This window comes from Pseudohongiella sp. O18 (assembly GCF_021729085.1).
In the GTDB taxonomy this organism is placed as follows: domain Bacteria; phylum Pseudomonadota; class Gammaproteobacteria; order Pseudomonadales; family Pseudohongiellaceae; genus Pseudohongiella.
The window spans coordinates 108,273-132,961 of record NZ_JAJSAR010000002.1 but is presented as its reverse complement, the minus strand read 5'-3'; the positions used below and the strand labels follow the sequence as shown (position 1 = coordinate 132,961).

At 55.8% G+C, this 24,689-nt stretch carries 21 protein-coding genes; 16 read left to right on the top strand and 5 right to left on the bottom strand.

Annotated features, from left to right (window positions below):
- Window position 1 precedes the first annotated feature (1 nt).
- The 8 genes from LVD14_RS07900 to LVD14_RS07865 all read left to right on the top strand — a co-directional run bounded on the left by LVD14_RS07900 (window position 2) and on the right by LVD14_RS07865 (window position 7,477).
- On the top strand, window positions 2-190 hold the full coding sequence (locus LVD14_RS07900) for a CPXCG motif-containing cysteine-rich protein (protein ID WP_237133542.1): 189 nt from the start codon (window positions 2-4) through the stop codon (window positions 188-190).
- Between the two features lie 112 nt (window positions 191-302).
- A complete protein-coding gene (gene serB, locus LVD14_RS07895; RefSeq protein ID WP_237133541.1) occupies window positions 303-1,514 on the top strand; it encodes a phosphoserine phosphatase SerB in 1,212 nt (403 codons plus the stop codon).
- Window positions 1,515-1,609: 95 nt separating this feature from the next.
- Entirely contained in the window at window positions 1,610-1,774 is a 165-nt protein-coding gene (locus tag LVD14_RS07890) for a hemin uptake protein HemP (RefSeq protein WP_237133540.1), read from the top strand.
- 90 nt (window positions 1,775-1,864) lie between these two features.
- Window positions 1,865-4,084, top strand: a complete 2,220-nt coding sequence (locus LVD14_RS07885) for a TonB-dependent hemoglobin/transferrin/lactoferrin family receptor (protein ID WP_237133539.1) — start codon at window positions 1,865-1,867, stop codon at window positions 4,082-4,084.
- A 34-nt stretch (window positions 4,085-4,118) separates the two neighbouring features.
- Entirely contained in the window at window positions 4,119-5,099 is a 981-nt protein-coding gene (locus tag LVD14_RS07880; RefSeq protein WP_237133538.1) for a sirohydrochlorin chelatase, read from the top strand.
- Between the two features lie 99 nt (window positions 5,100-5,198).
- A complete protein-coding gene (locus tag LVD14_RS07875; RefSeq protein WP_237133537.1) occupies window positions 5,199-6,242 on the top strand; it encodes a hypothetical protein in 1,044 nt (347 codons plus the stop codon).
- A gap of 20 nt (window positions 6,243-6,262) precedes the next feature.
- A complete protein-coding gene (locus LVD14_RS07870; protein WP_237133536.1) occupies window positions 6,263-6,508 on the top strand; it encodes a DUF2835 domain-containing protein in 246 nt (81 codons plus the stop codon).
- Between the two features lie 12 nt (window positions 6,509-6,520).
- Window positions 6,521-7,477, top strand: coding sequence for a DUF1853 family protein (locus tag LVD14_RS07865; RefSeq protein WP_317622705.1), 957 nt, complete (start codon window positions 6,521-6,523; stop codon window positions 7,475-7,477).
- Here the strand turns inward: LVD14_RS07865 and LVD14_RS15445 are convergent.
- Window positions 7,444-8,361 carry a DUF5715 family protein gene (locus tag LVD14_RS15445; RefSeq protein ID WP_272907261.1) on the bottom strand — a complete coding sequence of 306 codons (918 nt, stop codon included), beginning with the start codon at window positions 8,359-8,361 and terminating at the stop codon, window positions 7,444-7,446. The two genes, LVD14_RS07865 and LVD14_RS15445, sit on opposite strands and share 34 nt — an antisense overlap.
- Window positions 8,362-8,754: 393 nt before the next feature.
- On the opposite strand from LVD14_RS15445, the gene LVD14_RS07850 reads away from it, so the two are divergent.
- Window positions 8,755-10,338 (top strand): tetratricopeptide repeat protein, encoded by a 1,584-nt coding sequence (locus LVD14_RS07850; RefSeq protein ID WP_237133534.1) that lies wholly within the window; start codon window positions 8,755-8,757, stop codon window positions 10,336-10,338.
- A gap of 232 nt (window positions 10,339-10,570) precedes the next feature.
- Window positions 10,571-10,912 carry a DUF454 family protein gene (locus LVD14_RS07845; RefSeq protein ID WP_237133533.1) on the top strand — a complete coding sequence of 114 codons (342 nt, stop codon included), beginning with the start codon at window positions 10,571-10,573 and terminating at the stop codon, window positions 10,910-10,912.
- Here the strand turns inward: LVD14_RS07845 and LVD14_RS07840 are convergent.
- Window positions 10,909-11,298 (bottom strand): hypothetical protein, encoded by a 390-nt coding sequence (locus tag LVD14_RS07840; RefSeq protein WP_237133532.1) that lies wholly within the window; start codon window positions 11,296-11,298, stop codon window positions 10,909-10,911. The two genes, LVD14_RS07845 and LVD14_RS07840, sit on opposite strands and share 4 nt — an antisense overlap.
- Window positions 11,299-11,486: 188 nt before the next feature.
- On the opposite strand from LVD14_RS07840, the gene LVD14_RS07835 reads away from it, so the two are divergent.
- The 4 genes from LVD14_RS07835 to LVD14_RS07820 all read left to right on the top strand — a co-directional run bounded on the left by LVD14_RS07835 (window position 11,487) and on the right by LVD14_RS07820 (window position 17,274).
- Window positions 11,487-12,377: a sulfurtransferase gene (locus tag LVD14_RS07835; RefSeq protein WP_237133531.1), complete on the top strand. Its 891-nt coding sequence runs from the start codon at window positions 11,487-11,489 to the stop codon at window positions 12,375-12,377.
- A gap of 64 nt (window positions 12,378-12,441) precedes the next feature.
- On the top strand, window positions 12,442-14,151 hold the full coding sequence (locus tag LVD14_RS07830; protein ID WP_317622704.1) for a peptide MFS transporter: 1,710 nt from the start codon (window positions 12,442-12,444) through the stop codon (window positions 14,149-14,151).
- Window positions 14,152-14,183: 32 nt separating this feature from the next.
- Window positions 14,184-16,373 carry a M3 family metallopeptidase gene (locus LVD14_RS07825; RefSeq protein ID WP_317622703.1) on the top strand — a complete coding sequence of 730 codons (2,190 nt, stop codon included), beginning with the start codon at window positions 14,184-14,186 and terminating at the stop codon, window positions 16,371-16,373.
- 40 nt (window positions 16,374-16,413) lie between these two features.
- Window positions 16,414-17,274, top strand: a complete 861-nt coding sequence (locus LVD14_RS07820) for a penicillin-binding transpeptidase domain-containing protein (protein WP_237133530.1) — start codon at window positions 16,414-16,416, stop codon at window positions 17,272-17,274.
- A 16-nt stretch (window positions 17,275-17,290) separates the two neighbouring features.
- Here the strand turns inward: LVD14_RS07820 and LVD14_RS07815 are convergent, their stop codons facing one another.
- From LVD14_RS07815 to fghA, 3 genes are read right to left on the bottom strand one after another with little or no spacing between them, the layout of a single operon-like run.
- Window positions 17,291-18,760 (bottom strand): sodium:solute symporter, encoded by a 1,470-nt coding sequence (locus LVD14_RS07815; RefSeq protein ID WP_237133529.1) that lies wholly within the window; start codon window positions 18,758-18,760, stop codon window positions 17,291-17,293.
- 60 nt (window positions 18,761-18,820) lie between these two features.
- The gene (locus LVD14_RS07810) at window positions 18,821-19,930 is read right to left on the bottom strand and encodes an S-(hydroxymethyl)glutathione dehydrogenase/class III alcohol dehydrogenase (RefSeq protein WP_317622726.1); all 1,110 of its coding nucleotides are present in this window, start codon (window positions 19,928-19,930) and stop codon (window positions 18,821-18,823) included.
- A 37-nt stretch (window positions 19,931-19,967) separates the two neighbouring features.
- Window positions 19,968-20,816 carry an S-formylglutathione hydrolase gene (gene fghA / locus LVD14_RS07805; RefSeq protein WP_272907260.1) on the bottom strand — a complete coding sequence of 283 codons (849 nt, stop codon included), beginning with the start codon at window positions 20,814-20,816 and terminating at the stop codon, window positions 19,968-19,970.
- A gap of 190 nt (window positions 20,817-21,006) precedes the next feature.
- Here fghA and LVD14_RS07800 point away from each other — a divergent pair, with 190 nt between their 5' ends.
- Both LVD14_RS07800 and LVD14_RS07795 read left to right on the top strand, forming a co-directional pair.
- Complete coding sequence (locus LVD14_RS07800) at window positions 21,007-22,341, top strand: APC family permease (RefSeq protein WP_237133527.1); 1,335 nt, start codon at window positions 21,007-21,009, stop codon at window positions 22,339-22,341.
- A gap of 30 nt (window positions 22,342-22,371) precedes the next feature.
- On the top strand, window positions 22,372-24,645 hold the full coding sequence (locus LVD14_RS07795) for a penicillin acylase family protein (protein WP_237133526.1): 2,274 nt from the start codon (window positions 22,372-22,374) through the stop codon (window positions 24,643-24,645).
- Window positions 24,646-24,689: the final 44 nt, after the last annotated feature.

Sequence of the window (24,689 nt, the reverse complement as noted above, 5' to 3'; positions counted from 1 at the left end):
GATGCTGACTGATAGTGTGACCGTGCAATGCCCCTATTGCTGGGAGACCATTGAAGTAGTGGTGGACTGCTCTGTCGAGGAGCAGGAATATACCGAGGACTGCAGCGTCTGTTGCCGGCCCATCATATTGACAGTGATCACGGCGGACGGCGAACTGCAATCGATCGACGCCCGTTCGGAGGACGAATAAGGCGACAAGTGCAGCATGGACTTGCGCTACGACGCGCGATTACAATACGCGCCTTCAGTTTGAGCCGACCGCAGAAACAGCGGCGGTTGCCAATCGAAAGGAGCGCCACAGCGTGAAGGAAATCGTCCTGATCAACATTACTGGCCCGGACCGGCCAGGTCTGACTGCGGCCATTACTGGCATACTTTCGCGCTCCGACGTTAACATTCTCGACATTGGGCAGGCTGTGATTCACGACACTCTGTCTTTCGGCATACTTGTCGAGCTGGCAGACGAAACTGGCAAGGCTGATGTACTGAAGGACCTGCTCTTCAAGGCCTCCGAGCTGGACCAGCAAGTCAAATTCACGCCCGTCAGCGCAGACGATTACACCCAGTGGGTCAGTGGTCAGGGTAAGGCCCGGCACATCGTCACACTGCTGGCGCGTCGCATCACCGCCGAACACATCGCCCGAGTCAGCACCATTACCGCCCGCCATGGTCTAAACATTGATCACATAGACAGATTATCAGGCCGTATTCCGGAAGGACTGCCTGCCGATCAGGGCAAAGGCTGCATAGAGTTTTCGGTGCGCGGCGAAGCCGAAGACCCTGATGCCTTGCGCGCAGAGTTTCTGGCGATAGCACAGGAACTCAATGTAGATATCGCCTTCCAGCAGGACAGCATTTTCCGACGCAACCGACGTCTGGTCGTGTTCGATATGGATTCAACACTGATTGACGCAGAGGTCATCGACGAGCTGGCGAAGGCCGCCGGCGTAGGTGAGCAGGTCGCCGAAATCACCGAGCGAGCCATGCGCGGCGAACTGGACTTCCAGGCGAGCTTCAGAGAGCGTATGGCCCTGTTGAAAGGACTTCCAGAAACCACGCTGGAACAGATCGCGGGACGGCTGCAACTTAATGAAGGCGCGGAAACGCTGATCAGCCAGCTCAGGCGACTGGGATACAAAACCGCCATCCTGTCGGGTGGTTTCCAGTATTTTGCCGAGAAACTTCAGCGCCGCCTGGGCATTGACTACATTTATGCCAACGCCCTGCCCATCAAGGATGGACTGGTCACCGGCGAAGTACTGGAGCCGATAGTCGACGGTCAGCGCAAAGCCGACCTGCTGCGAGAGCTGGCCGAGAGAGAGGGAATCAGTCTGGAACAGACTATTGCGGTAGGCGACGGTGCCAATGACCTGCCCATGCTGTCGATCGCTGGACTGGGTGTCGCATTCCGCGCAAAACCACTGGTCAAGCAGTCCGCCAAACAGGCCATCTCCAATCTGGGCCTGGATGGTATTCTCTATCTGCTGGGTTTCCGGGACAGAGATGGAATTTAATCACACTAATGATAATGATTATTATTTACAAATCCTGATTTGATCCGTTATTATTACTCTCCATTACTACAACAACTGTTACAGGAGAGACCGCAATGAGCCAAGTCAAGCCTCACGCTGCGGCGTCAGACCCCAACTTGCCGACAACCCTCAACTCAAAATCCCTGTTTCAGGGCCGCAAAACATTGAAGATTGAACACAACGGTGATCAGTACACACTGCGTATCACAGCCAACGGAAAACTGATTTTGACCAAATAACTGCGTCTGTTTGAGTCCAGCCAGCCACCCTCTTCACTCCCCTCAGCACGGTAGCCAGCACGACTCTCTTTTAACCAGGAGAGATGTGCCATGCATACGAAAAAATTTAAACACTTATTATTGATGGGTGTACCGGTCGCCGCGACGACATTCGCCATCCAGGCCCACGCACAACAGAATTCAGATTCACCAACCGAAGTCCTTGTTACCGCGACACATCTGGAACGTCGCCCGGAAGACATCGCCGGTACAGTCACCGTTGTTGGCGATGCACAGATCCGCGATATGGTGGCCAACAATCTGGCCGATGTGGTGCGCTATCAGCCCGGACTGGGGATGGATAGTGCCGCACGCGGCGGCGATGAAGGTTTCCGGATACGCGGCATTGGCGGCAACCGCGTTCTGACTGTGATTGATGGTGTGCGAAGTAATGACATGTACGCCGCTGGCCCGGCATCGTATGGTAAGGACAGTTTTGAAGTCGATGACCTCAAAGCGGTCGAAGTCATCCGGGGCCCGGCCTCAGTGCTATACGGGGCAGATGCTCTGGGTGGGGTGGTAGTGCTGCGCACCCGGGATGCCAGTGATTATCTGGGCAGCGAAAACCGGCTCTACACCGCGGTCAGGGCGTCGAGTGCCAGCGTCAATAGCCAGAGCCGCATTGGTGCCACAATCGCCGGACAGTCCGGAACCTTGGGCAGCGTACTGCAACTGACACGTCGCGAGTTCTCGGAACAGGAGGTCAAAGGTGAAGGACAATGGAATCCGCAGGACGGCGAAAGTCAGAATGTGTTCTGGAAAACAGACTGGCAAGCTGCCGCAGGACATCAACTGACGCTGGCTATTGACGCCAATGACGAAACCATTGATACCCTGCTGGAGAATGAACTCAGCAGCTCGGTTTCACTATCGACTGGCGAGGACACCACAGAGCGCCGACGTGTCAGCCTGAGCCACGACTGGCAACTGGAATCGGCACTGGCTGACTCAGTCAGCACGCACCTGCACTGGCAACGCACTGATGCGGAGCAGTTTACGCGCCAACTGCGCACCAGTTATGCCTTCGTGAACCCGCGCAACCCGGCGTCGTTTGCGGGTTCGCAGGCAGAACGACTGACAAGCTTCGGATTCAATCAGGACACAGCCAGTGCCATGCTCCTGGCCGAGAAGTTCTGGTCAAGCCCGGGCATCTCGCACGCGCTGGTCTACGGCGTCAGTATCGAACGAACCGACACCGAACGTCCCCGATACCGTCAAGATCGACAGCTGAGCACCGGTGAAACCAGCCAGGCCATACCCAGTTATCCGATGGCGCCACCTGAACTGTTTCCCAACAAAACTTTTCCGGACACAGAAACAAAGCGCAGCGGTTTTTTCGCCCAGAATGAAGTATCTCTGATAGCTGGCCGTCTGACTGTCATTCCAGGGCTGCGCTATGACCGATATGAGATGACACCGCGACCGGACACGCTATTTGTTGGCGCCGACAGTATCACCAATGGCTCAGGCGAGTTTCAGGTACGAGCGTTTGACCAGGATAAGGTATCAGCCAATCTGGGAGTGATTTTTGATATCAATGACGGGTACTCGGTATTCGCGCAATATGCAGAAGGTTTTCGGCCGCCGAATTTTGACGAGGCCAACCAGGCATTTGTAAATCTCGGCCACGGCTACGCAACACTGCCAAATCCTAATTTGTCCGCAGAGACCAGTCAGGGATTTGAGGCTGGCATCCGAGGCAGGGTGTCAAAAGGCCAATTCACGGTTTCGGTGTTCGACAATCACTACGACGACTTTATCGAGAGTTCCCTGGTCGGCACGGCCGATGGCGTCATGCTGTTCCAGTCAGACAACATCGGCAGGGCCAGAATATATGGTCTTGAGACGAGCCTTGACTGGCAGCTCAGCGACGCTTTGAGCTGGCGTAATGCCGTTTCACTTAGTCGAGGTCGCGACAAGATAAGCGAGCGTGAACTCAATTCAGTCGATCCCATGACCTGGGTCACTGGTCTGCGTTATCAGACCAGCGCCCGCTGGTCAGCCGAGGCAATTGCCACTCTCACCGCCGACAAGAATCACGTTGCTGAGCCGGGTCAGATCACCGGTGATGCCTATCAGGTCGTTGACCTCCTTGGCCACTACCAATTGTCCAGCAACGCTGAACTTCGCTTCGGGGTATTCAATGTGCTTGACGAGCAGTACGCCCCATGGAGCCGTATTCGTGGCCTTCAGGCCAGTGACAACGAGGCTGTCGCCAACAGTCAGGCACCAGGCATTAACGCCCGACTGGCCCTGGACTGGCATTTCTGAATAACACATAAAGTTTGCACTTGAGGATATCTCGATGAAGATCAGACAAATAATGGAAAAATCAGGCCGTGGGATGATGCTGTCCTTGTTACTGGCCACTGCAGGTCTTTCTGCACCGTGGGCAATGGCCAAGGAGTCAGACGACCGTTTTGGTGTCGTCGTCATGGCCCACGGCGGCCCGCAATCATGGAACGAAGGAGTGAGCGAGATGCTGGCGCCGCTATCCAGTCAATACAAGCTGGAGCTGGCTTTCGGCATGGCAGATGCCTACTCGTTGCAGGAAGCAATCGACCGCCTGGAAGCAAGAGGGGTAGATGACATCGGTGTAGTGCGACTTTTTATCAGCGGCGAAAGCTGGCTGGAGCGGACCCGACAGATTCTGGGCATGAAGGAAGGAGCGCCACTACGAGACACCCCATCTCAGGAACATGGCACCAGTGGTCATGGCATGCATGGTGCGCACTCGCCGGAATCAACTCCGTCTGCAACGGCAAGCCACGGCAATCACGGCGGTATGCGCATGGAATTCTGGCAGGTGGACAGCGATGCGCAGTTTGCCATCAGCCTGGAGGGCCTGTCCGAAGCACCGGAGATGGATCAGATATTGCTGCAACGCGCCAGAAGCCTGAGCACTGAGCCTTCGCAAGAGCAGGTGCTGGTGCTTGCCCATGGTCCTGGCGATGATGCAGAAAATGAACGCTGGCTGGCAAACATCAGTAATCGTGCAGAGCTGCTGTCACGGGAGGGCGGCTTTAGTGACGTGAAAGTTGCCACGCTTAGAGAGGACTGGCCGGAAAAACGCGAGGCGGCTCAGCAGGAAGTCCGTGAGTATGTACACATGGGCAATGAAGCCGGCCACCGCGTTCTGGTGATCCCGTATCGCGTCCACGGCTTCGGCCCCTATGCAGAAGCATTGGAGGGCCTCGACTATGTTGCTGACGAGACTGGTCTGGTTCCCCACCCCGCCGTGGCGCAGTGGATCAAACGACAGATTATGGAATTGCAGGCTCAGTAATTCACAGCCCCTAGTCAATGAACACATTCACTTTACAAGCATAGGTAACAGCGATACCGTATCGAGCAGACTCATAATTCAAAACTCAGGAGATCTGTGATGAAAATGACCTTTCCGCTGACCCGATTATCTGCAGCAGTGGGTGTGTCATTGTCTGTGGTACTGGCCTCATCCTGGGCATTTGCCCAGGATGCTGACATTCCCGACCTGGAAGGCCTTTGGACCAATGCATCCTTAACCAACCTGCAGCGTCCGGACGGAGTTGACTCGCTGGTGGTCACGCCAGAGGAGGCAGCCCTGATCGTGGCCAACACGTCAATCGCAGGGTTACCCGCTAATGAAGTTGACGCACCTGAGGCGAGCACACCGGGCACAGCACCGCCCGCTGGCAGTTTCGACTTCGGTCTGCGTGGCTACAACGACTTCTGGATTGATCCAGGTTCCAACCTGGCATTGGTAAAAGGTGAGTTCCGTACTTCCTATATTATCGACCCTGAGAACGGCCAGATCCCCAGACTCGAGAATCCGGCCGTGCAGATTCGTCGAAGTTTTGGTGCCCGGTATGTGACTGGCCAGGGCAACGCCGACGGCCCTGAGGCCCTGCCGCTGGCAGAGCGCTGCTTTATTGGTTTTGGCAACACCGCCGGTCCAGGCATGATGGGAACGCTGTACAACAGCACGTATCAGTTTGTGCAGACGGACGATTATGTGGTCATCCTGGTTGAAATGAACCACGATGCGCGCATCATCCCGCTCTACAATAATGCCGAAGAAGCTCGCGCGAATGAAAGGCCTGAAGAGCTGAACCAGTGGTTCGGCGACTCTCGCGGCTGGTATGAAGACGGCTGGCTGGTTGTGGAAACTGTGAACATCAATCCGCAACAGATGGCTGAGAGCTCGGTGCCGATAACGCCGGATGGCAAAATTACCGAGCGCTTCATGCGGTACTCCGATTCGGAAATCGTCTACCAGTTCACTGTTGATGATGCCAACCTGTACAGTCAGCCATGGACCGCTGAGCTTAGTTACCACGCAACCGAGGGCCCAATGTATGAGTATGCCTGCCATGAAGGCAATTATGCACTGCCCGGCATTCTCGCTGGTGCTCGTCGAGCGGAAGCTGAAGCAGCGACCAACCAGTAATCAGCGTATAATGTTCGACCATGAACCCTTCACAGTACATGGTCATTGACCTGAACATACATCCAGATGAATACCTGCGTCACTACCGTGGCAAAGTGACGCAGGTCGTCTGTCGCGCACGCGACGGCCGCACTGTCCGCTTTCCCTCAGCCCTTTTGCAGCGCCACGTAACACACGACGGTGTACATGGAACATTCCGTCTGGAGTTTGACAACAACTTCAAACTGATTGCCTTTAATCGAGTTCACCCGTCCAGCTCTGTGTGACGGCTTGTACTCGTGAATCCCTCGTCCCAATTTAACTGGCCGGTCCTCAGACATCTGTATTGGATGTGTCATGCGCCGCAACTGATCACACACCCGGCGGTGTTGCCCATGCAGTCCTGGCACCCTTCAGACCTGACCTCAAAGCTGCTTCGCTGGCAGTCCGAGCCGGAATCAGCGCCGGCCTGGCTGCATGCGCGTGCACATTACCGTCTGGGCATCTATTTTGAAGATCTGTATGCAGGGTTAATATCTGAGCTGCTGGGTTGGCGGCTGCTGGCTCGCAATGTTGCTGTGCGCCAGAAAGGTCACACATTCGGCGAGCTTGACTTTGTGGTACAGAATCCATCATCAGGACTCGTTGAACACCATGAGATTGCCGTAAAATTTTATCTGGCCGTACAAACTGCAGAGGGATTGAGCTGGCACGGTCCGAACCCGGCAGATCGCCTTGACATCAAAGTCAGCCGCCTGCTGTCGCATCAGCTGGCGCTCAGTGATCGACCGGATACCATCGCCACGCTGAGCCGGCTGGGCATTGCCGCTCCAGCAGCAAAACGACTCTTCATGCCCGGTTATCTGTTCTACCCTCGCCGGCGAGATTCACAGTCAAACGTCCCCATCCCAGACATGCCAGCGAAATTCGTGTTGCCACCGGAGGCCGATATCGCGAGTGACCATCTTTCAGGGAGCTGGAGTTACGCAAATGAAATAAGCGATACAGAATGCCGACACTGGGTGCCGCTTAACAAGCCACATTGGCTGGGCGACTGGCAGCAGGAGGCTGAAGCCGATCCGGCGCTAGCAGCCGATTCAGTTCAGGCAGTGGAACTGTCGGGTAAACCCAGGCTGTTTGCCAGGCTGGCTAGGCAGCCTGACTCAGCCATGTGGACAGAGGTCGAGCGAATTTTTGTAGTGCCGTCGTTCTGGCCCGGAACTCAAGACTCGTCCAGAACTACCTTGAGCACCTGACCCACTTTCAGCAGATCACCGGCGAGACCATTTTCACTGCGCAATGCTTCGACACTGGTGCGATAGCGACTGGCGATGCGCCACAACGTCTCTCCGGCACGCACGCGATGTTCCAGTTCACGCACCACCGGCGCGCTGGCCTGCATCATGACAGGTGCGTTGCTGGCCTGCTCACCAGGTATCATCAAGGTCTGTCCGATATGGATCAGGTCGCCGCTGATCGCATTGGCCGCGCGCAGCTGAGCAACAGTGGTATCCATTCTTGAGGCTATCGCCACCAGCGTATCACCGCGTCGCACTGTGTATTCACGCTGCTGGCCCATAATGCCGGCAAGATACTGCTGATAGGGTTCTGGAAAAACTGCGACATGGTAATGCGGCGGGCGTCGCTCCCGCGTGGCATCCAGCACGTTGTAGTCTTCCAGTGACAGCAGTGTGCTTTCCAGCCAGCTTCGGCAACGGGAATTCGATGGAACCCGCAGATCGAAGGCCATACCCGTTGGGTGGACTGAGTCATTGTGGGCATTGGCGGGCTGACGGGCAATTGGCCGCGTCATGCTGGTTACCGTAAGCTTTTCACCGCAGGCGTTGTGGTATTGAGCACTGAGCCGTTCCAGCAGGGTTTTGACCTGTGGCTTCAGGTAGGCATAGGAAACATTGTGAATGACCATGTCACGATTGGCCGTCACTTTGACCAGTTGGCCACGGTTGACCAGATCCGAGACATCACGGGACGTATGAGCGAACCCGTAGCCGTGCATGACCGCATGGGAATGTTGAAGATCCATGGAGGAACGAGAGCCGCGCAGGCTGCTTTGTGCCAGACTCTCCGACGCGAACGTCAGAAAGGACACGACTGTCAAAGCTGCTGTCAGAAGTTTCATACCGTCTACCCCACCGCTAAGTCTACGGTTTATTGTTGTCAGACTTTGCAAAATTTCGAACCCTCGGCGCCGTATTCTCACGTGGTTTATTTAAAAAGTCCAGCACCGCAATGATTTTATTATTAAAAAATAGTTCTGAGCAGCTTTTCCAGGCTTTAGGTCATTCGCAATAGCCGGGAGACAGGCGTTATACTGCCAGCCTTAGTCTGACTCCGTAGCAAAACAGTAACTGAACCGCACACCGAGCCGCGCGCCAGGAAAGCCGGGCATAAGTACCGACAAATCGGCGTGATGATCAATTTGCCACCCCTGCAGAGGCCAACCATGATCAACGAAAAGCCAGTCAACGTCAGAGATTTTTCACTCCGCGCAGTTTCCACTCCAAAGCGCCTCATGGCACTGCTCTGCGCAGCAACGCTCAGCAGCGGCGGGGCCGTCGCACAGACCGACACTGAGCAGCTTGACGTTGGCAGCGACCATATCGAGTTCCCTATAAGCTGTGTCGACGCCAGTTCAGAAACGTTTAATCGTGGCGTTGCCCTGCTGCACTCATTCTGGTTCGCCGACGCGATCAACACCTTCAATCAGGTATTGGCCAAGGATCCGGACTGCGATATAGCCTATTGGGGTATTGCACTTGCACACTGGGGCAACCCCTTCGCCGGACAGCGCAATGCCCAGCAACTGGCCCGCGGCAGCAGCACACTTGAGCAGGCCGGCCAGGCCGGCAGCGCCCGCGAGCAAGCCTATCTGAACGCCGTCAGTGCATTGTTCTCTGATCACAATCCCGGCAACCAGCGCAACCGCACCCTGGCTTACGAAGAAGCCATGGCAAATCTGGTCGCTGACTATCCGGACGATATGGAGGCAAAGATATTCTATGCACTGTCAGTCAATCAAAATGCATCGGCCAACGATCAGTCCTATAGCAAGCAATTGCAGGCTGCGGCCATACTGGAGCCATTGTTTGAACAGCATCCGGAACATCCTGGCCTGGCACACTACATCATCCACGCGTATGACCACCCGCCTTTGGCGGAACGGGCACTGACCGCGGCAGAGCGCTACGCCTCGCTGGCACCGGACGCACCACACGCCCTGCACATGCCCTCCCATACCTTTACGCGGGTCGGCAGATGGCAGGCTTCGGTTGATACCAATCTGCGCTCGGCAGCGGCAGCGCAAAACGACGGTGACCCGGGCTCTGAACTCCACGCTCTGGACTACCTGGCTTACGCCTATCTGCAGATGGCCCGGGACACTGAGGCCGCAGTAGTGGTCGCGAGGGCCAATGAACTGCGCGCCGAGGTGGATATCACCGCCGTCGGAGCCACACAGGCAGGCGCCTTTGCCATTGCTGCCATTCCGGCGCGATATGCTCTGGAGCGTGAACAGTGGGAACAGGCTGCCGGGCTGGACATCGTCCCCGCTGAGACGCCCCATACTCAGGCCATGACGCATTTTGCGCGCGTCATTGGCGCCGCCCGAAGTGGGCAGCCTGAACAAGCAACTGAAGACATTGCCATGCTTGAGGAGCTGCATAAACGGGCGCAGGCACGTCAGGACAGCTACTGGCAGGAGCAGATAGCCATTCAGCTGCAGGCTGCCCGCGCCTGGCTTCACTTTGCCAGCGACGAACCGGTAGACGCCATCCACTTGATGGCAGCCGCCGCCGATCGTGAGGACAATACAGACAAAGCGGCGGTGACCCCTGGCCCGCTTGTCCCGACAAGAGAAATGCTGGCTGACATGCTGATGGCACATGACGATCCGGAGCAGGCGCTGGCTGCGTATCAGGCAACCCTGCGACGCGAACCTAATCGCTTCAGGGCAATTGCGGGAGCGGCAAAGGCAGCTGAGGTAATCGGCAATAAGCAACTGGCAACAGACTACTATCAGCAATTACTGGACATGGCTGAGGGGCAGATGCATAACCGGCCTGATTTACAGCGGGCAAGGGAGTTTGTGGGTAACTAAGTCGCAGGCGGGGATATCAACGAAGTTGTTTTATTTGGCTATTATTTGGCCGGCCTGACCAATCCCGCGACCAGGCACAGAGATTTTTTGTAAAAAAATCAGGCTGATGAACGTTGGCATGAACTCTGCAGGTCTTCTTGGGTCAAGCCTGCCCACCACTCGGTGGCGACAGGTAAAAAGCTTTCGATTACAGGATCGACCGATTGATTAATTGAGGATAAAGACTGTGTCCATGCCGGTACCACCTTTTAGACCCCTGCCGCTTTACGCCAAAGTCATTGCCCTGGTGCTGATTGCGGGTTTTGTTGTGATTGGCATCATCGGCATCCTTCTGCCGGTGATTCCGGGAGTGCTGTTCCTGTTTCTGGCCGCCCTGATGGCAACCCGGGTCTCCCGGCGTGCTTCGGCTGCGGCGCATTCCAGCCCCTGGTTTCGCGAGCAGCTCAGGCAGTGGCGGGCATCCTCGCACCTGTCAGCTGGTCACAAAGTCAAGCTGTCGCTGCTGATCGTGGCACGTGCATTTGTTGGTACTATTCGCGCGGGCCTGAATCTGCTGCGCCGGGTGTCGCGCTAGTTTCTGACACGGATGAGCACGGCGCCCCGATTCTCCTGTCTGTAATCCAGAATCGTGCCCTGGCTCTGCAGATAATGCAGTTCGGCCAGAACAGCGTCGCCGATACGACCACCGCCTACGATCAGGCGCAGGAATTCAGCATGCGAATGTTGCCAGACACGATCGAGTGCAGCGCGACATTTTTCCAGCGCCACAACCACGGTTTCCCGTTGATGGGCAATATCTTCAGTCTCGATAGACCCATCTGAGCAGCTCCATAGCGGACTGTCACATTTGCTGCAAAGCGGTTCAGAATCGCGGTCCACAATACTGCCAGGACTGTGGCTGTGCTGCATGCCACAGATCAGACAGCATCGCTGCCCTCGCTGTAGATATGAACCACTCATGGATCTGCTCCCCCAATCCTGTTTACCACCGCAGGTACAATCAAACCTGAATAAATACGCCAGATGGGAGGCTCCCATCCTGCAGGCGGGACATTATCCGCAAACTGTGGCCGAGTGCAATCGGCCTGCGTATACTGAAATCTTTTGCTGCGTTGCAGACCAAAGCCACCCACACAACAGGAGGCAACATGAAAAAAATCGGGATTTTTGTTTGCCAGCTTCTGCTGATTAGCCTTTTTGCGGGTTCTACATCAGCCAGCCCTGCGGGGTGGTCACCTCTGCTCGAAGCCGCTCCGCTGCTGAATATGCTCTCCACTCAGGATTCAGTGCGCGTTCTGCACCTGACCGGAGACTACGATGCGGCACACATACCGGGTGCGGTGAATGCTCCTTACGCGCGCTTTCGCGGGCCGGAAGACAATGCTGGCCAACTCCCTCCCATGACCGAACTGACGACGCTGGTTCAAGAGCTGGGTATTGCAGCAGACACGCCGGTCGTGTTGGTGCACGCCGGCAATGGACCCGTGGACATGGGTGCTGCAACCCGCGTTTACTGGACACTGAAGTCTCTGGGCATTGAACAGCTGGCGATCCTCAACGGCGGCCTCTCGGCCTGGCAGGAAGCCGGTTTTCCGGTCAGCAATGAACCCGTCACTGTCACTGCGTCCAGCTTCCAGCCCGAATGGAACGACCAGTACCAGGCGACGACCGTGCAAATTGAGCAAATGCTCAATGACAGCGGTACGCAAATCGTTGACGCCCGACCAGCCGCATATTTCCGCGGCGAGCAAAGCACTGCCGCGCGCGCTGGCACCCTGCCTGGTGCCGATAACATCAGTTTTACGCAGTTTTTCGCCGGCAGCCGCATGCAGGTTTCAACGGAATTGGCAGACACGCTGAGCGGCACACTGGATCGAAGCGCTGATTCCACCGTAACATTCTGTAATACTGGCCACCTTGGCTCCATCAACTGGTTTGTTATCAGTGAGCTGGGCGGTTATGAAAATACCCGGCTGTACGCTGAAAGCATCACGGAGTGGGCTCAGGATGCCAGCCGACCAATGATGAACGAACCATAACTGGCCTGATTGATCCGGCTTCCCTATACTCGGAAAGGGACCATACAATCAGGATGCGTTTATCGTGACCAATAACAAGACCCTGCTGGGCCATCCGCGCGGACTGGCCATACTGTTTCTCACCGAAATGTGGGAACGCTTTTCTTATTATGGAATGCGCGCACTGCTGGTCATTTACCTGACCCAGCACTTTCTGTTCTCCGATGAACGCTCGACTGTGCTGTATGGCGCCTATACAGCACTGGTCTTTGTGATGACCATCATCGGCGGCATTCTTGCTGATCGTTATCTGGGCTCTCGCAAGGCCGTAACCTTTGGCGCCCTGCTGCTGGTACTGGGGCACACCGGTATGGCCTTCGAGGGCAGCGGTTCACGTCAGATCATGAGTTATCAGGGCAATGAGTATCAATTGACCCTGGATGGTCGTGGCGGGGATGCCAATCAGATCATCGTCTCCGAGTCGGGTGTCTCCCGCATCAGTTTTTCGGATGCTGGGTCAATGATGCAGGTCGCGGAGCCGGACACAGTGGGTTTGCCAGCCACCATTGCCGTATCGGATTACACGACCCGCGTTGAAACCGAATCGCTTTACGTCAATATTCTGTACCTGTCACTGGCGCTCATCATAACCGGAGTTGGTTTTCTCAAAGCCAATATTTCCACCATGGTTGGCGACCTCTATGAACCCGGCGATCCGCGTCGCGACTCCGGTTTCACCATCTTTTACATGGGCATCAATCTTGGCTCGTTCCTGTCATCGATCACCTGTGGTTATCTCGGTATTGTTTATGGCTGGAAGTATGGCTTTGGACTGGCAGGCATTGGCATGCTGGCTGGCCTGCTGATATTCCTGCGCTACCAGCCCTGGCTGGAAGGCCGGGGGGAGCCGCCAAATGCTGCCAGACTGCAGGACAAGGTTCTGGGCCCAATCAACCTGGAATGGATGTGTTACCTGATCGGCATCGGCATTATTGCCATCTCGATGATAATTGTCATGAACTCACATCTGGTGGAAGAAGGATATGTGGGACTTCTTGGCCTGATCATTCTGGTACTGATGGTGGCTTATGCCATCTGGGGATGCCGGGGCAACGAACGTGGCAAAATGTTTGCGGCGCTGTATTTCATTCTGGCGCAGATTCCATTCTGGGCACTGTTCGAACAGGCTGGTTCATCACTCAACCTTTTCACTGACCGCCTGGTCGACCGCAGCATGTTTGGCATGACCGTGCCAGCACCGGTGTTCCAGTCGTTGAACGCCGGCTTCATCATCATCTTTGCGCCATTGCTGGCGTGGCTGTGGGTTATTCTGGCACGCCGCAACCTGAACCCGTCAACGCCGGTAAAATTTGCTTTTGGCGTGTTTCTGGCAGGACTGGGCTTCCTGGCGCTGGTTGGTGGTATGCAGATCTCCGGCGATGCCGGCATGACCGCAGTGTACTTCATATTCCTTATTTACTGGATTCACACCATGGGCGAATTGATGGTTTCTCCGGTAGGACTATCGGTGGTGACCAAACTGGCTCCCGCTCGTGCTGTCGGCATGACCATGGGCGCCTGGTTCCTGTACAGCGGTCTTTCAAACTATCTTGCTGGCATTATTGCCGCGGGTACCGGCGCCGAGACCATCGGAGGTCAACTGACCGATACCGTGGCTGCCAAAGCCAATTACGCTGAGGTCTATACCAGTGTAGGATACGTAGCTATGGCAATTTCGCTGGCAATGCTGCTGGTTGCCCCCATTATCAAGAAACTTATGCACGATGCCGAATGAGCCGTGCTGCACCAAAGATTCAGGAGTTAATTGTGAAAATACGTCAACTTGGTTTAGCAATGAGCATCAGCGCGGCAATGGCTGCCTGCTCCGACAACACCAATACAACCACAGATCTCGTGGCAGAGCCTGAAGAAACCATCGATACCCAGGTCACACAGGCTGCCGCTACTACCCAGGACAATCCATTGTTCACAGAGAGTCAGTTGCCTTACGGACTGCCGGCATTCGATGAGATTCGGGACGAACATTTCCTGCCCGCTTTTGAGCGCGCCATGGCGCTGCACCTGGAAGAGATTGACATTATTGCCAGCAACCCTGACCCGGCCACATTCGACAATACCATTCTGGCCATGGAACGCAGCGGCAGAGACCTGGATCGCGTTGCACGGGTTTTCTTTAATGTGGCAGGTGCAGATACCAATCCAGATCGTCAGCAGATTCAACGTGAAGTGTCCCCCATGCTGTCAGCCCATGACGACACCATTGCGCTGAACAGTGAGCTTTTTGCACGTATCGACAGCCTGTACCAACAGAGTAATTCGCTGAATCTGGATCCGGTCTCACAGCGCCTGCTGGAACGTTACCACACCCAGTTCGTGCGCTCAGGCGCGTTGCTGTCAGACGTCCAGAAAGAGCGCCTGCGCGAGATCAACAGCGACCTGGCAACATTGAGCACGCAGTTCAGCCAGAATGTGCTGGCCGAGGTTAATGACTCTGCAGTTCTTGTGGATGATGTGGCCCTGCTGGATGGCCTCAGTGATGCCCAGATCGAGGCAGCCGCTGCCGCAGCTGAAGAGCGCGGCGAGATCGGGCAGTATCTGATCACCCTCCAGAACACCAGCAATCAGCCCGTGCTGACTTCACTGACCAATCGCGAGCTGCGCGAGCGTATTCATGATGCATCATTGCAGCGTGGCATTCGCGGCAATGAGTTCGACACGCGCGATATCGTCGCGACAACGCTAAGACTGCGTGCTGAACGTGCACAGATGCTTGGTTATGAAACCCATGCCGATTACATCCTTTCAGAGCAAACCGCAGGCTCTATTGCCGCAGTCAACGAAATGCTGGATGACATCGTGCCGGTGGCGGTAGCCAATGCGCGTCGTGAGGGAGAAGACATCCAGCAGATGATCAACGAGATTGAAGCCGAGCCTTTTGAGCTTTCTGACTCGGACTGGTCTTACTACGCTGAAAAAGTCCGTGCCGAGCGCTACGCATTCGACGAGTCAGAAGTGCGGCCCTATTTTGAGCTGAATAGCGTACTCACCAATGGTGTATTCTTTGCCGCGGAACAGGTTTACGGTCTGACATTCCAGCGTCGCGAAGATCTATCTGGTTACCATCCCGATGTACAGGTGTGGGAAGTATTCGACGCCGATGGCTCGCCGCTCGGACTGATGCTTGCGGACTTCTATGCACGGCCCAGCAAACGTGGCGGCGCGTGGATGAACAGCTACGACCTGCCCAGTGAGCTAACTGGCGGCTTCCCGGTTGTTGCCATGCACCAGAATATTCCCAAACCCCCGGCTGGCGACCCCACACTGCTGACCTTTGATGAAGTGACCACCATGTTCCACGAGTTCGGTCATGTACTACACGGCATCATGACCGATGTGCCCTACCCCTATTTTGCAGGCACGGCGGTGCCGCGCGACTTTGTGGAATTCCCATCACAGGTCAATGAAATGTGGGCGTCCTGGCCCGAGGTTCTCGCCAACTATGCGCGCCACTACGAGACAGGCGAGCAGATACCGCAGGAGCTGCTCGACAAGGTGATGGCGGCCGAGCAATTCAATCAGGGTTACTCGACCACCGAGTACATTGCGGCGTCTGTGCTGGACCAGGAACTGCATCAACTGAGCCTGGAGGAGATACCTTCAGCAGATGAGCTGGTTGAATTTGAACTGCAGGCGCTGGCAGAAAATGGACTCAACTATGGCCCGGTTCCGCCTCGTTACCGCACGGCGTATTTCTCACACATCATGGGCGGCTATTCAGCTGGCTATTACTCATATATCTGGTCTGAAGTACTGGATGCGGATGCCGTTGAGTGGTTCAAGGAGAACGGCGGCATGCTGCGCGAGAATGGTCAACAGTTCCGCGATCAGCTGCTCGCGCGGGGTGGCAGTGCAGAAGCCATGCAGCTGTATCGCGATTTTGCAGGTCGTGAACCAGACCCGGTTCACATGCTGCAACGACGTGGCCTGACGGAATAAACAGATAAACAGCAGGGACTCTGCTCCAGGAGAATAAACCATGACTTTTTTGCAGAGCACAGGCCGCTCAAGTCGGCCTGTTCGTTTTGCTGTGTGTGCAATTGCTGCCAGTTTCAGCAGCCTGTTGATCAACCTTGGCGTCGCCGCAGAGGTAGCTGAGCATCCCTCAATCACCGCGCTGCATGAGTCGTCTGGATTTAGCGGAATAACCCTTATCTACGATGACGAAGCAGGTCAATGGATATCAGGCTCCGCCGATGCAGGTCAGTCAGTGACTGCTGAAACTTCCGCCCTGCCCGCGTCGACTTTCAAGATTTTCAGCACAATGACTGCGCTGCAGGCTGGTGTGGCTGAAGGCCCGGATACACTGCTGCGCTGGGACGGAACCGTCCGCAGCAGGCCCGAAACCAATCGCGATATGACGCTTCGTGAAGCCTTTGCTATCTCAGCGGTACCACATTACCAGCAGATGGTGCAGTCTGTTGGCGGCACTCGCATGCAGGCGATGCTGGATGCCGCAGAATACGGCAATCAGAACATGTCGGGTGGGCTGACAACGTTCTGGCTGTCTGGAGAACTGCGCATCAGCCCACTGCAACAGATCGAGCTGTTGCAGCGGCTGCGCCACAACGATCTTCCCTTTCAGTCGGAAGTGATGGCGGCAACACGTGACATCATGCGCATGGAACAGACGGCGGATTACGCGCTGTATGCCAAGACCGGACTGACAACTGCCGATGATGGTGGTTACGTAGGCTGGTATGTGGGATGGGTAGAGCAGGAAAATGACACCTGGTACTTTGCCACACTGCTCCGTTCAACAGGAGAGGATGACACCCTGATTCCAGCGCGCATCGATATCACACGACGCGCGCTGCAATCAGTAGGTGCGCTGCCCTGACGGGACAGCGCACCCATCAAGGTACTGGCGTTTTGAGTGCCTGATAGAAATTATCCACGCTTTCGCCTTCATTCTGTGGAGACTGTGTCATCAGTGAGACCACCGGTATCACGACCAGCGGCACCAGCGTAGTGAAATAGGCCGCCACATCATTCTCCAGTCCGAGGACAAAGGTGTTGGCTGCCCAGCCTGCCAGGCCAAGCCCGTATCCGCTGGCAATGCCCCAGAACACACCCTGCTCGGTAGTCTTGCGCCAGTAGAAGATGAAACCGATAGCCAGGGCCGGCGGCACAACCATCGCGAAGCCCAGCAGCAGCAATTCAAGCACCGAGGTAATCGGCAGCACACAGGCCAGGGCACCGGCGAATAATCCGTAGATGACACTGGTAATGCGGTAGGAACGCAGCTTGCGCTTTGGTTCAAAATCTTTGGAACCCGGAATCCAGTCATTCACAAACAGCGTGGCGCTGGATAGCAGAATCGGGCCACCTGAGGAAATCAGCGCTGCCAGTACCGCCGCAAGCGCGATACCGCCAATGATGGGGCCTGTATCGGTGGCAATTCGTGTAATTGTGGCATAGCTGGTAATACCGCTGTCCGTGCCGTAACGTGCAACCGCCTCAATACCAATGATGGAAGCGAGTACCGGCATCAGCGCCGCCAGTACACCCGCCAGCAGGAAGGCGGGAATCAGCAGGTTCTCACGTCGGGCTGAGCTGGAGTAGTTCACATAAACCGAAGCGGCTGGCGTATGAATGACCGCAGAGAAGAACATGGCAATGACCGGGAACCAGCCAAGGCCTACGAAACTCCACCAGCTGGCAGCATTGGTATCCGGGTCTGCAGCCAGCGCCGCGTCCACTTTCTCTTTGATACCACTGATACCGCCCAGTTCAGCGCCTGCCACCATCGCAACAGCCAGCAGACCAAAGGTCACCACCACCACGTGGATGACGTTGGTAGCCGATGCCCCGCGCAGACCCGACAGTGTGGTTGAACTGATGATGATCAGCGCACCGATCATGATCGCCAGTTCGCGGTTAATGCCGAACACGGCGCTGATGATGATACCGATCAGAAGAGGCTCAAGGATATTGATGATCAGGTATTCGGTCTGCACGCAAAGGCTGGTCAACCGGCCGTTGCGCTGACTGTCGTGACGTTTTACGAACAGCTCGCCAATCGTTGTCAGTCGCAGACGGCGGTAAGGCACCGCAAAAAAGATACCCACCAGAGCCAGCGCCAGAAAGGAATTGACGCCGTACCACATGTTCCAGACACCGGTGTTCATGGTGTCGCCAGCAACGCCATAAGTGCCTGCACCACCGATGCGGGTACCGGCGATACCGGCGGCAATCAGCCACAGGCCCATGCCACCACCACCGATCGCCCAGTCATCTGAACTGCTGCTGCGTTTGGTCAGATACATGCCGACCAAGGTCACGACCACCAGATACACGATGATGGTGATGCCTGCCATATCCATGATATTCCCCCCCGGGATTATTGTTTTAAATGATACCGGGGCGGGATTCTAGCCTGCGCGTCAGTACAGTACAACGCTGCGGATGGATTTACCCTCGTGCATCAGATCAAATGCCTCATTGATGCGCTCGAGCGGCATGGTGTGGGTAATCAGGTCATCGATATTGATACGGCCTTCCATATACCAGTCGACGATGGTCGGCACGTCAGTGCGCCCTCGCGCACCGCCAAAGGCACTGCCGCGCCAGACACGGCCCGTCACCAGCTGGAAGGGGCGGGTCGAGATTTCCTGGCCAGCACCAGCCACACCGATAATGACTGACTCACCCCAGCCCTTGTGGCAGGCCTCCAGCGCCTGCCGCATGGTATTGACGTTGCCGATGCATTCAAAGGTGTAATCGGCACCACCATGGGTCAGATCGACGATCGCCTCAACCACATTGTCAACTTCCTTGGGGTTGATGAAATCTGTCATGCCGAATTTTTTCGCCAGCTCGACTTTGGCCGGATTGATGTCCACACCCACGATCTGCCGCGCCCCAACCATACGTGCCGCCTGAATGACATTCAGGCCGATACCGCCAAGACCAAATACAACCACTCGCGAACCCGGCTCCACTTTGGCGTCAAACACCACGGCCCCGACGCCGGTTGTCACACCGCAGCCGATATAACAGACCTTGTCCAGGGGCGCATCGCTGCGAATCTTCGCCAGGGCTATCTCGGGGAGCACGGTATAGTTGGAAAATGAAGAGCAGCCCATATAGTGCAGGATAGGTTTGCCATCCAGCGAAAAACGGCTGGTACCATCTGGCATCACCCCTTTTCCCTGCGTGCTGCGAATCGCCTGGCACAGATTCGTTTTGGGATGCAGACAGTACTCGCATTCACGGCATTCAGGTGTATACAGCGGGATGACTGTGTCACCCTTTTTTAAGGATTTAACGCCCGGTCCCACATCAACAACAATACCGGCACCTTCATGGCCCAGGATGGCCGGAAATGCACCCTCTGGATCATCGCCAGACAGAGTGAAGGCATCCGTATGGCAGACACCTGTCGCCTTGAGCTCTACCAGCACCTCACCCGCCTTGGGCCCCTCAAGATCAACTTCCATAATTTCGAGTGGTTTTCCGGCTGCGAATGCAACCGCTGCTTTGGTTTTCATGATTATTTTCTCCCGTCGAGTTCGTTATGCGATTGCGTGTTCAGCCAAGATAACGTGCGTGGAATCGCAGATGCTCTTCAATATAGCTGGCAATAAAGTAATAGCTGTGATCATAACCCGGCTGGTACCTCACCTGCACATCGGCGTAGCCATCAGTTGCCGCGATCAGATTGTCAGTCAGCAGCTGTTCTCGCAGAAAGTTGTCCTCAGTGCCCTGATCCACCAGCAAGGGCAGTTTCAGACCACGTTTTTTGATCAGCTCTACGCTGTCGTAGTCAAGCCAGCTGGCCTGCTCATTACCCAGGTAGGCAGAAAAAGCCTTATGCCCCCAAGGGCACTGCGAGGGATTGGCGATTGGCGCGAAGGCGGACACAGAACAGTAATTTTCGGGTTCCCGCACTGCCATGATGATGGCACCGTGTCCGCCCATGGAATGACCACAGATTGAACGCCGGGCACTGATTGGAAAGTGACCCTCGACCACTGCCGGCAATTCCTTTGTGATGTAGTCATACATCTGGTAGTGAGTCTGCCAGGGAGACTCGGTGGCATTGACATAAAACCCGGCGCCCTTGCCAAGATCATAGCCCTCATCATCGGGGACATCGTCTCCTCTCGGGCTGGTATCGGGAATGACCAACGCAAGACCCAGCTCTGCTGCAACTCTCTGCGCACCGGCTTTGGTGCTGAAGTTTTCGTCATTGCAGGTCAGGCCTGACAGGAAATAGACAGCCGGCACTGCTTTCTTTTCACTGGCAGCAGGTATAAACACTGAAAACTGCATTTTGCACTGCAGCGTCTCTGACCAGTGCGTCACTCTGATCTGCTGCCCGCCAAAAGCCTTTACCTGGCTGACCTGATCGATTCCCGTTTCGTTTTTGCTGGACATACGGCGTGCGGCTCCCCTAAATTCATCTGACTGTATTAAATATTCCCGTTTATCGCATCCTGACCAGGCTGCAATGCTGATAAGCTGCTGCAATACCCGAAGATAAACCAGGCCGAAGCCAGTCTCAACGTTACATTACGCATTACTGCGCAGATCAGGATCAACTCAGACACCGTAAAGGCAGGACCGCATGAGCCAACAGGGCAGTTACAAACCATCAACCGCGATCGCTGTGGTCATTGCCAATATGGTGGGTACTGGTGTTTTCACCAGTCTTGGTTACCAGATCATCGACATTAAATCGACTTTCGCGCTGCTGATGCTCTGGCTGGTCGGTGGCATTGCCGCGCTTTGTGGCGCGCTAACCTATGCCGAACTGGCAAGCCGGTTACCGCGCTCAGGTGGTGAGTACAACTTTCTCAGTCGCATTTATCACCCGGCGGTTGGCTTCGTGTCTGGCTGGGTTTCGCTGACAGTCGGGTTTGCGGCCCCAACAGCACTGGCCGCCATGACATTCGCGGCCTACCTTGATTCGGCGCTGACGGCAGTGGAGCTGAACCGCATGCTGATTGCGGTGCTGCTGGTGATCATTGTAACCGTCACACATGGACGAAATCATCGCGCCAGTGGCGGCCTGCAAAACTGGTTCACGCTGATCAAGGTCGGACTGATACTGGGGTTTGTGACGTTGGTGACCCTGAGCGTCGACACTCCCCAGCCCTTAAGCCTGCTGCCCTCAGACAGCGACCTCGGCGTACTGACCAGCAGCGCGTTCGCCGTATCGCTGATCTACGTGAACTACGCCTATACTGGCTGGAATGCGGCTACCTACATCACCAGCGAAGTGGATGATCCGGCACGCTCGGTGCCCAGAGTACTGATACTGGGTACTGCTGTCGTCATCCTGTTATACCTGGCACTGAACGCGACATTTCTGTATGCCGTCCCCATGCAGCTTTTAGAGGGACGTCTGGAGATCGGGGTCATCGTAGCACAGAACACCTTCGGACAGACTGGCGCTCTGATCATGGGTGCAGTGCTGTCTTTGCTGCTGATCTCCACCGTCAGTGCCATGCTGATGGCTGGCCCAAGAGTCCTGCAGGTCATGGGCGAGGACTTTCGACTGTTCCGCTGGTTGTCAGTGCGTCATGCTGACGGCGTTCCGCGTGTTGCCATCTACTCACAGGGTATTCTGACAGCCCTGTTTATATTGACCTCAACCTTTGAGTCGATTCTGGTCTTTTCCGGATTCATCCTCGGCTTGAGTTCGCTGGCTACGGTATTGGGTGTATTTGTGCTGCGCTATCGACACGGCATAGACCGTCAGCCGGGAGAACAGACCTACAGAACCTGGCTCTACCCCTATCCTCCGCTGATCTACAGCGGTATTGTCATCTGGACGCTGACATTCATAACCATCAATCGCCCTCAGGAGGCCGGAATTGCGCTCGCGGTGATCCTTGGCGGTTGCCTGTGCTACTGGCTCACTGAGCGCGCTTCGCGCCCGGGAACGAATCCCAACTAACTTTCTATCCACTAACCAGTCGGAGTAATCATGCTAAAAATAAAGACTCTTCTGTTACCGGTAGCTCTGACGCTGTTTGCGCTGCTGTCTGCCTGCTCCCAGGATAATGCCCCGCCGCCCCAGGCACCGTCGACAGACATGACTTCGGAGATGCAGCGGCTGCAGGCCCGGGCCGAGCGCGTTGAAATCATTCGCGATGACTTTGGTGTTGCTCACATCTACGGGGAAACCGATGCCGATGTGGTGTTCGGTTTTCTGTATGCCCAGGCCGAAGACGATTTCCCCCGAATTGAACGCAACTATACCTGGGCCATCGGCCGACTGGCGGAGGTGGAAGGGGAATCAGCGCTGTACAGTGACCTGCGCGCACAACTCTACATGAGCGAAGCCGAGGCACGGACCGCATACGCGGAAGCGCCAGAGTGGTTGCAGGAACTGAGTGAGGCCTTTGCTGATGGTCTGAACTATTATCTGGCCAGCAATCCTCAGGTTGAACCTCTGTTGCTGACCCGCTTTGAGCCATGGATGCCTTTCTATTTCTTCGAGGGCTCGATCGGTGGTGACATCGAGCAGATCCCGCTGGCAGGTATTGAGGCATTCTACTCATCGGCTGAGGAGCGCGTCAGCCAGCTGCCGACCACCACGGCACAGCTCGGCGATGACATGCGCGAGCTGTCACCAGTGCCCGCCGTCCCGCTGGCGCGCAGCATCTTTCAGGAGCCAGCCGGTTCCAATGGTATTGCTGTTACCGGCGATAAAAGTGCCAGTGGCAATGCACTGCTGCTGATCAACCCGCACACCAGTTTTTTCTTCCGGGGTGAATATCACCTGGTCAGTGAAGAGGGGCTAAATGCGTACGGGGCATCGACCTGGGGACAGTTCTTTATTTATCAGGGATTTAATGAAACCACCGGCTGGATGCATACCAGCACCAGTGCCGACTTTATGGACGAGTTTGTCCAGCAGGTCGTCAATGACAATGGCCAGTTAATGTATCGCTACGGCGACGAACTGCGCCCTCTGGAGGTATCAGAAGTAACGCTGCGTTATCGCAATGGCGAGCAAATGGCAGAGCGTACTTTCCCGGTATACCGCACCCATCAGGGGCCCATCACTCACCTGCACGACAACCAGTGGACCAGCACCCGTATCAACTGGAACCCAGTCGAGGCGCTGCGTCAGTCCTATCTGCGCATGAAAACAGATGATCTGGGCGAGTTCCTGGACATGATGGACATACGCACCAACTCCTCCAACAATACCGTGTTTGCCGACGCGGATGGCAACATCGCCTACTTCCATGGCAATTTCATGCCACGCCGTGATCCGCAGTTCGACTATGGTCAGCCGGTCAACGGCAGCAATCCGGCGACAGACTGGCAGGGCATGCATGAGGTAGACGAAACCGTAGTCGTCATCAACCCTGACAGCGACTGGATTCAGAACACCAACTCCACACCATTTACTGCAGCGGGTCCGGACAGCCCCGTTCGTGAAGACTACCCTGCCTATATGGCACCCGACGCCGAAAATTTTCGCGGGGTACATGCTGCCGCGCTGCTGTCGGAGACACCGCCCCTGACACTGGAGTCATTAATTGATCTTGCCTACGACCCCACCATCATCGGTTTTAGCCTGCTGATTGATGGTCTGGTCTCGGCCTGGGACGATCATTCAGAGGAATGGCCCGCGCTGGCGCCTGCCATAGAAACACTGCGCGGCTGGGATCTTAATGTCAGCACCGGATCTGTTGCTATGACACTGGCCCACTTTTACGGCATGAATGCCGCGCAGGCAATCGATACGCCTGCCGGCCTGAGCCAGATGGAACAGATCAACTGGCTGGGGACCGGCAGTGAAGCTGAAGAACGTCTGCAGGTTTTCGCCGATACTCTGACACAACTGGAAAACAGTTTTGGCGACTGGCAGACGCCCTGGGGCGGGGTCAATCGTTACCAGCGCATCAGCGGTGCCATTGATCATCCCTACAGCGACGACGCTCCCAGCCTGCCGGTAGGTATGGCCTCATCTCGCTGGGGAGCACTGGCGTCATTTGGAGCCCGGGCGTTTCCCGGCACTGAACGCATTTACGGTACTGCCGGCAACAGCTTCATCGCCGTTGTTGAGTTTGGCGACCGGGTACGAGCCAAATCCCTGTTGGCGGGCGGACAAAGCAATGACCCGAACTCCCCGCACTTCGACGATCAGGCACAGCGCTACGTAGACCGTGAGTTCAAGGATGTTGCTTTCTACCGTGAAGATGTGGAGCAACGCGCCCAGCGAAGCTATTCACCGGGCGACTAATACATCACATTGGCATTGGCTGCTTGACTTGATTGATGCAAAAG

Excerpts from the sequence above, each read along its gene's own strand:
- LVD14_RS07885 (WP_237133539.1), top strand. The coding sequence starts at position 1,865 with ATGCATACGAAAAAATTTAAACACTTATTATTGATGGGTGTACCGGTC.
- LVD14_RS07800 (WP_237133527.1), top strand. The coding sequence starts at position 21,007 with ATGAGCCAACAGGGCAGTTACAAACCATCAACCGCGATCGCTGTGGTC.
- LVD14_RS07875 (WP_237133537.1), top strand. The coding sequence starts at position 5,199 with ATGAAAATGACCTTTCCGCTGACCCGATTATCTGCAGCAGTGGGTGTG.
- LVD14_RS07820 (WP_237133530.1), top strand. The coding sequence starts at position 16,414 with ATGACTTTTTTGCAGAGCACAGGCCGCTCAAGTCGGCCTGTTCGTTTT.
- LVD14_RS07850 (WP_237133534.1), top strand. The coding sequence starts at position 8,755 with ATGGCACTGCTCTGCGCAGCAACGCTCAGCAGCGGCGGGGCCGTCGCA.
- LVD14_RS07880 (WP_237133538.1), top strand. The coding sequence starts at position 4,119 with ATGAAGATCAGACAAATAATGGAAAAATCAGGCCGTGGGATGATGCTG.
- LVD14_RS07900 (WP_237133542.1), top strand. The coding sequence starts at position 2 with ATGCTGACTGATAGTGTGACCGTGCAATGCCCCTATTGCTGGGAGACC.
- LVD14_RS07840 (WP_237133532.1), bottom strand. The coding sequence starts at position 11,298 with ATGAGTGGTTCATATCTACAGCGAGGGCAGCGATGCTGTCTGATCTGT.
- LVD14_RS07890 (WP_237133540.1), top strand. The coding sequence starts at position 1,610 with ATGAGCCAAGTCAAGCCTCACGCTGCGGCGTCAGACCCCAACTTGCCG.
- LVD14_RS07870 (WP_237133536.1), top strand. The coding sequence starts at position 6,263 with ATGAACCCTTCACAGTACATGGTCATTGACCTGAACATACATCCAGAT.
- LVD14_RS15445 (WP_272907261.1), bottom strand. The coding sequence starts at position 8,361 with ATGAAACTTCTGACAGCAGCTTTGACAGTCGTGTCCTTTCTGACGTTC.
- fghA (WP_272907260.1), bottom strand. The coding sequence starts at position 20,816 with ATGTCCAGCAAAAACGAAACGGGAATCGATCAGGTCAGCCAGGTAAAG.
- LVD14_RS07815 (WP_237133529.1), bottom strand. The coding sequence starts at position 18,760 with ATGGATATGGCAGGCATCACCATCATCGTGTATCTGGTGGTCGTGACC.
- LVD14_RS07835 (WP_237133531.1), top strand. The coding sequence starts at position 11,487 with ATGAAAAAAATCGGGATTTTTGTTTGCCAGCTTCTGCTGATTAGCCTT.
- LVD14_RS07795 (WP_237133526.1), top strand. The coding sequence starts at position 22,372 with ATGCTAAAAATAAAGACTCTTCTGTTACCGGTAGCTCTGACGCTGTTT.
- LVD14_RS07845 (WP_237133533.1), top strand. The coding sequence starts at position 10,571 with ATGCCGGTACCACCTTTTAGACCCCTGCCGCTTTACGCCAAAGTCATT.